Source organism: Sporosarcina sp. P20a (assembly GCF_002743175.1).
GTDB lineage: Bacteria > Bacillota > Bacilli > Bacillales_A > Planococcaceae > Sporosarcina.
The window spans coordinates 1-6,452 of sequence record NZ_PDYT01000040.1; the positions used below are offsets into that span (position 1 = coordinate 1).

At 36.5% G+C, this 6,452-nt stretch carries 7 protein-coding genes; all 7 read right to left on the reverse strand.

The annotated features are described in order from the left end of the window. Positions 1-182: 182 nt before the first annotated feature. Positions 183-599, reverse strand: a complete 417-nt coding sequence (locus CSV72_RS16255; RefSeq protein ID WP_099679206.1) for a YrvL family regulatory protein — start codon at positions 597-599, stop codon at positions 183-185. A gap of 115 nt (positions 600-714) precedes the next feature. Beyond that, positions 715-1,530: a lipid II flippase Amj family protein gene (locus tag CSV72_RS16260; protein WP_099679207.1), complete on the reverse strand. Its 816-nt coding sequence runs from the start codon at positions 1,528-1,530 to the stop codon at positions 715-717. A 346-nt stretch (positions 1,531-1,876) separates the two neighbouring features. Continuing rightward, complete coding sequence (locus tag CSV72_RS16265) at positions 1,877-2,059, reverse strand: PspC domain-containing protein (RefSeq protein WP_099679208.1); 183 nt, start codon at positions 2,057-2,059, stop codon at positions 1,877-1,879. 97 nt (positions 2,060-2,156) lie between these two features. Beyond that, a complete protein-coding gene (locus CSV72_RS16270) occupies positions 2,157-2,339 on the reverse strand; it encodes a hypothetical protein (protein WP_099679209.1) in 183 nt (60 codons plus the stop codon). Between the two features lie 50 nt (positions 2,340-2,389). Then, positions 2,390-2,728, reverse strand: a complete 339-nt coding sequence (locus CSV72_RS16275; RefSeq protein WP_099679210.1) for a hypothetical protein — start codon at positions 2,726-2,728, stop codon at positions 2,390-2,392. Between the two features lie 1,167 nt (positions 2,729-3,895). Further along, positions 3,896-4,594, reverse strand: a complete 699-nt coding sequence (locus tag CSV72_RS16290) for a CPBP family intramembrane glutamic endopeptidase (protein ID WP_099679212.1) — start codon at positions 4,592-4,594, stop codon at positions 3,896-3,898. A 225-nt stretch (positions 4,595-4,819) separates the two neighbouring features. After that, a complete protein-coding gene (locus tag CSV72_RS16295) occupies positions 4,820-6,211 on the reverse strand; it encodes an L-cystine transporter (protein WP_099679213.1) in 1,392 nt (463 codons plus the stop codon). Positions 6,212-6,452: the final 241 nt, after the last annotated feature.

Sequence of the window (6,452 nt, forward strand, 5' to 3'; positions counted from 1 at the left end):
TGATGGAATAGTTTCAGAAAACATGGTTTCGTCATTCCTATTCTTCGTTGTAAAGTTGAAATTTACATAATAAATTTCCTGTATTTTCATGCCGAAGGCATTTATCACAGAACTTGTCGCGCTGGCCCGTTTGCGATATTGACGCGATTAGAAATACAGCAATCGCCCCCGTTAACAGAGAACTAATGAGCCTCTTTTTTATCATCAAACACTATGTCTATACTCACTATAAGTAATGCTGTTAAAAATTCTGCCAAGCTTGATAAAACGACTGTCGTCATTATTTCATTGACAATATGTATAACAATCCAACTTAAGATTAATTTAATTAAGGCTATCCAAACCCATTTTTCTTTACTAGGTAAACTCGCTCTGGTTATAAAAAATAAAATGACATGCTCTATTACTTCAAAGAAAATACCAACCAAAAAACAAAAAAAGATGAACAACAGTAAAGATCCAATTGATTCGTAAGAAACACCAATCAACGAAAAAAAGCCTGCTAAACCAAAAATAATCCCACCAAAAACAATACCAATCGATACAGCAACCAGTAGAGTCATTGCTACTCCAATAATAATCTTTTCTCTAAATTGCAATACCTATCACCTTTTCCTTACTTTCTCAGACATAAAAACTATTCAATAACCTGGCCCGATTGCGGTATTGGCACATTTGCCCATAATAAACGCCCCCGATTGACGAAATCTCACATCAAACTATGAATTGCGTAAACCAAGCAATGTACTTAGCACCTGGTATAAAGAATATTTGTGCCAATAAAGTTCCTAATAGTCTTGAAGTAACCATCATTAATGACATATTCTTAAGGGTTTGGTAATTCCCTCTTCCATTCACTACATCATCTGCAATGACAGAGACCTTTGGATCGACGAAAATTATTAACAGTATTGTGGCCACCCCGTTTATTAAACCCGATGCCATAATTGCTGTTGTTGCACGTTCTGGGGTAAGCAACGCTGCATATAAAGCAGATAACACACCGATAGTATATATTGCTGTTATTATCATATTTATTAAGAATAACCTCACTGGAATATCTTTGATTTTGGTATCTTTTAGATATGAAAATCTCGGCAAACTGAAATGTGTTATGCCTCGTTTTATGTACTGTAAGGAAAAAAGTCTTTTAAATAAAGATGGGACGGATCCCCTCTCTTCGGATAAATGAATAATTGCTCTTGAAAATAAGGCTATAAAAGTAGGGAGTAAAAGCATCCCGAAAATCGTCCCGACTGTTGACGCACCTATTAGAAAGCGAAATTGTGTCGCTACAAACTCTTGTGCATTAGTACTTGGAGCATTGTCAATCAAACTTCCTGTAAAAGGTTGTTGCATCATATTCGCCAATCTTGAAACCATTACCATTATATTAAAAAGAGATAATGCTGTGGCAATCCTCTTTACCCTCGCTCCAGATAACCTAACTGCATAGGCAAGCGTTTCAATAGAATGAATGATAAAAATAAATAAAGCAATGTATATTAGTTTTTCAGTAATAGTCTCCAATATTCCTCCTACTTTTCAATCAATTTTCAAGTATTATTGTTCGCAACCAAACTTAATTTCCCGACAATTTGGGCCGTATGGTGCGCAACGGTTGATCTGTTAACTCGCCCGTTTACCTAAGTGCTGCTCCTAGAAAATCCTTATCTATTTTTAGAAACTAAACGCCTTACTAGCCAGACTATCAAAACAAGTACAAGAACAGTTACAAATAATCCTGGAATACCCACGTTACTAAACAAAGTAAATCCCTCCTTACTTTCCTGGTGTTAAATTTAATTGTCTGGCCCGATTGCGGTATGGACACGATTCTTTGTACAGCAATCGCCCCCGATTGTTTGAAGATCCTTTACAATCTTAGGTCATCAAAAGGCATGAAATAGGCTAAAACTAAATACATGAGTAAGCTGGCTGGTAAAATGAAAAAAATAATTCTGACTGCCAGTGAAGAAATCCCAAAGTATTCTGCAATGCCCCCGCAGACTCCAGATATAACTTTATCTCTTGAACTTTTTTTGAGTTTATTTTGCATTCTAATCCACCTCTTCTTTGTTAAATGGCCCGTTTGCAGCGCAATCCTTATTCCAGAATTGCGCCCGTTTGAAGAACAACTGAAATTTCCTTTTAATCTAGTCTTTTTGTTTTGAAACGAGATAGATTAAAAATGTTATGATAACCGAATTTTGTACAGCTAAAACGCTAATACCAATAAAAATCTCATCACCAGATCCAATACCTAATACTCCTCCCAAAAACATAAAACTAATAAATGCTAAAATCATTAATCCAATAAAAATCAGAACATATTTCAAATGAATCCTCCTTCTATTTGGCCCGTTAACTGCACAAATTTTCACATTGACTAATCATCTAAGTCGTACTCATACAATGGGTTTATACAGATTAGGACAGATACAATTGCATTGTTATATCCAGACATTTCATCTATTTCCTTTTCATCTTTAAATTCCCCGTTTTCAAATTGCTTTGAAAGTGTATCTATTTTCTGACGGTACTTACTTACAAATTCATTTTCATTCATTTCTTTGGAATCTACTAGTAATTGGTTATAGGCTAATAATGCACCTTCGTTATCATTCTCAAAGTCTTTTCTATCATAAATGGTATTTGTTAATGTGAAATGAATTTTCCTTTCAATAACATCTATTAACGTAAATTGTGTCATTTTTTTGTTGATCATTTAAATTCCTCCTGGTGCTAAATTAGATGGCGCGATTCTGGCACAGCGATGTTCTACAGTCGCACCCGTTAATAGTAATTTTTATTCCAAATGTCTCTCTGGAATTTTGAGGAACCAAATATATATAGCCAATGCAATTATAGCGCCATATAATAAATTTACTTCGATAAAAATCATTACAAATAAATAACTTAGAAGTAAAGTTAATATCCCACCTAACACAGAACTAATCGTTTTCGGTAACAGAAATTTATAACTTAGTTTATAAAAAATAAAGCCACCAACTGAACTCACAAAAATTGATAACACCAATATGTAAAAAAAACTTAAAGACATTCTATCACTATCCTTTTTAAAATAATTTAGCCTGTTTGAAGGGCAATCCTAATTCATTAATTGCACTCGATAACGTAATTATCGACTCTTTTGCCATTTGTAAAAAGATATAGAAAAAGTGCTAATGAACAATATCAGAAAAGAAACACCCAAAAGTAATGGTATAAATGTGAATGCATGTATAGTGCTACCCTCAGTAGTCCAACTTGATGCCCCCGCAGGTCTTGAGAACGTGGTTGCCATCCCTTCTCCATTAGCTCCAAATATTAAAAACACGACACCCAAGAATAAAAAAGCTATCGGAATACCAAACAACTCTGTCATTATATGTTTAATTTTAATCTCTCCAGTACTTAAGATTTTTTCCCTTTTGATGCGTAATCGTTGTTCAGGTAACGCCTCGTTAACGAAATAAAATAAATCATTAGTAAGACATTTTCTTATGTTGGTATCTTAGAAATTCTAGTGTGTAGAAATTTATAAGTGTTAGCACTGGAATAAAAAACGCAAATACTAGTACTCCCAAACTACTAAAGACGCCATCTGTTTGTTTATGAAAAGCTTGTACATCAAATTTATAAAAAAGGACGGTCCCTATTAGTAAGATCATAGTATTTATAACCAATGCTGTTAAAACACTCAGCCACTTATTACTTTTTAGTTTAAATATCCATATACAAGTTATGGTGGAGACTAGCAGTGAAACAAGCAATGTAACTAGTATTATTGTATTCAAGATATCCCCCCATAACTTAATAATCTGGACCAATTACTAAAGACAAGTGCAATCCTTCTTCGAGAAATCCCCCCGGTTACTAGTAAAACCATAATTCATCCCATTGCTGTTAGTAAAACTGCAATTGTATTAAATATGCCGTGAATAATTATTGCCGGAATTATAGAACCTGTCTTTTCATAGGTCCAAGCAAATACAACACCAGTGATAAAATTTACAGGCATCGCATTTAATGTTGGAAAATGGGCAGCCGTAAAGATCAGTGAGCTGAACACAATTCCACACCCCATCCCAAGTCTGACTCTTAGCCAACAATAAATAAACCCTCGATAAAAAATTTCCTCGTATATAGGCGATATGATACCAGCGGAAACAAAGGCTATAAAAACCGTAATGAAGTTTACATTTTGTTGCAGGCTCTCCGTTTTACTGTTATCTACATCATTTCCGACCAGGCTAGTTAAAAGCACGACTGCCACACTTAACACAATGGTTATGAATAGCCATATTAGAATCCTCCACCAATACGATGCAGGAAACCCTTTTACTCCAACATCTCTCCACGATAAGTTTTGTGGTTTCAACGCAATAAAATATAAACCTAACATGAGCACAACTGCAATTGTTAATCCAGTCACCGTTCCTGAGTATAGTGTATTATCAAACCAGAATTGATATAGTGACTGCATACCATATTTAACAGCTACCATGACGAATACAAATTCGAGTATTAATAGCAAAATAAATTCCTTCCATGTCCATGCATCATTTTGTTTCCACCCTGGTGAATTCATAACCTAATTCCCCTTAAACAGCTTGTTTTTCTTAATACACAATCCTGGCCCTCTTGTGAATCTACACTTATTTTTCTACTAGTATAACAGAATTTCCCAGAAAACATCTTACATAAATCAAATAATTCCATTTTATCCAGTTCCACTTGATGTTCTAATCGGATGTTCGTTCCATTAAAAAAATCCCGCAGGAGACAATACTGTCTCCTGCGGGATTTCTGAAACTTAAGCTTCTGCTGTTTGTTTTTCAAGTGATTCATTATACATATCCGTGTCGAGTTCACCAGTCACACGGGCTGTTGTGACACCCGCTGTCATCGACCCACTGACGTTTACCGCAGTACGGCCCATGTCAATCAATGGTTCAACCGAAATCAATAACCCTGCGAGGGCGACAGGAAGATTTAGTGCCGACAGGACAAGAATTGCGGCAAATGTCGCGCCTCCCCCAACACCAGCTACACCAAATGAGCTAACCGCAACGACCGCGATTAATGTTACTAAAAATGTTGGGTCCAGTGGATTTATACCAACCGATGGAGCAATCATGACAGCGAGCATCGCTGGGTAAATCCCTGCACAACCATTTTGCCCGATGGATAAACCAAATGATCCAGAAAAGTTTGCGATTCCTTCAGGTACGCCTAAGCGGTTTGTTTGTGCATGAATCGTTAACGGTAATGTACCCGCACTTGAGCGTGATGTGAAAGCAAATATCAATGCTTCTCCTGCTTTTTTCACATACGTCACTGGATTTAATCCCGATAATGTAATAATGAGCAAATGAATGCCGAACATCACTAGTAAGGCGACATACGAAGCAAGGACAAACTTCCCGAGACTGTAAATCGCCATAAAGTCAGACGTCGCTACAGTTCGCGCGATGATCGCTAAAATACCATATGGCGTCAAACGAAGAACGATTCTTACAACACCCATGATCAATGCGTAAATCGCGTCAATTCCTTTTTTCACCGTGACCGCATTTTCTTCATCTCTTCTTGTAATCGCTAAGTAAGCAAACCCAAGGAATGCTGCAAAAATAACGACGCCAATTGTTGAAGTTGGACGCGCCCCTGTGAAGTCTAGGAAAGGATTAGCAGGTAATAAATCAATTAGTTTTTCAGGTAATGAAAGATCAGCTACAGTTTCGTAGTTCTCTTCCATAGAAAGCCCACGCGCCGCTTCTGCTTCTCCTTGTACAATTTCAGAAGCGTCCAGTCCAAATAGAAGCGTGACTGAAATTCCCACAATCGCAGCAATCGCAGTTGTACCGACGAGCATACCTAAAATCGTCCCCGCCATTTTGCCAAAGTTTTTTCCGATCGTCACTTTCGTAAAGGCTGCTAAGATGGAAATAAAAACAAGTGGCATAACAATCATTTGCAGTAATTTAACATAGCCGGTCCCGATTAAGTTAAACCACGGCATCGACTGCTTGAGGATCTCAGATTCTGTACCATATGCAAAATGTAAAATAAGTCCGTAGCCAATCCCGAGCCCAAGCCCCGTAAAAACACGTTTTGAAAATGAAACCTTTTTGCGATTCATTCTATATAATAGGCCGACTAGTAATAATAGGCCCGCAATGTTCACAATAAGTAAAAAAGTATTCATCATACCATGCTCCTCTATTTTTATATTATTGTAGAATTTACTATAAATTATACTTTATCCCCTTAATCCTTATTCGTCAAGTATGATTTAAGGGTAATTGAATTAGACGTAAGCGTCAAACAGTGAACACGTTGTTTAATATAAAAGAAAATGCCCCAAAGAATCGATCATAAAGATTCTTGGGGCGTTTTCTATTTCTTTGACTGGATATAACAATTCTTTGGTAAGGTCTTCGACCAAG

Bases quoted from the DNA above. Each gene is read 5' to 3' on its own strand.
- CSV72_RS16265 (WP_099679208.1), bottom strand. From the start codon at position 2,059: ATGCAAAATAAACTCAAAAAAAGTTCAAGAGATAAAGTTATATCTGGA.
- CSV72_RS16275 (WP_099679210.1), bottom strand. From the start codon at position 2,728: ATGATCAACAAAAAAATGACACAATTTACGTTAATAGATGTTATTGAA.
- CSV72_RS16290 (WP_099679212.1), bottom strand. From the start codon at position 4,594: ATGAATTCACCAGGGTGGAAACAAAATGATGCATGGACATGGAAGGAA.
- CSV72_RS16295 (WP_099679213.1), bottom strand. From the start codon at position 6,211: ATGAATACTTTTTTACTTATTGTGAACATTGCGGGCCTATTATTACTA.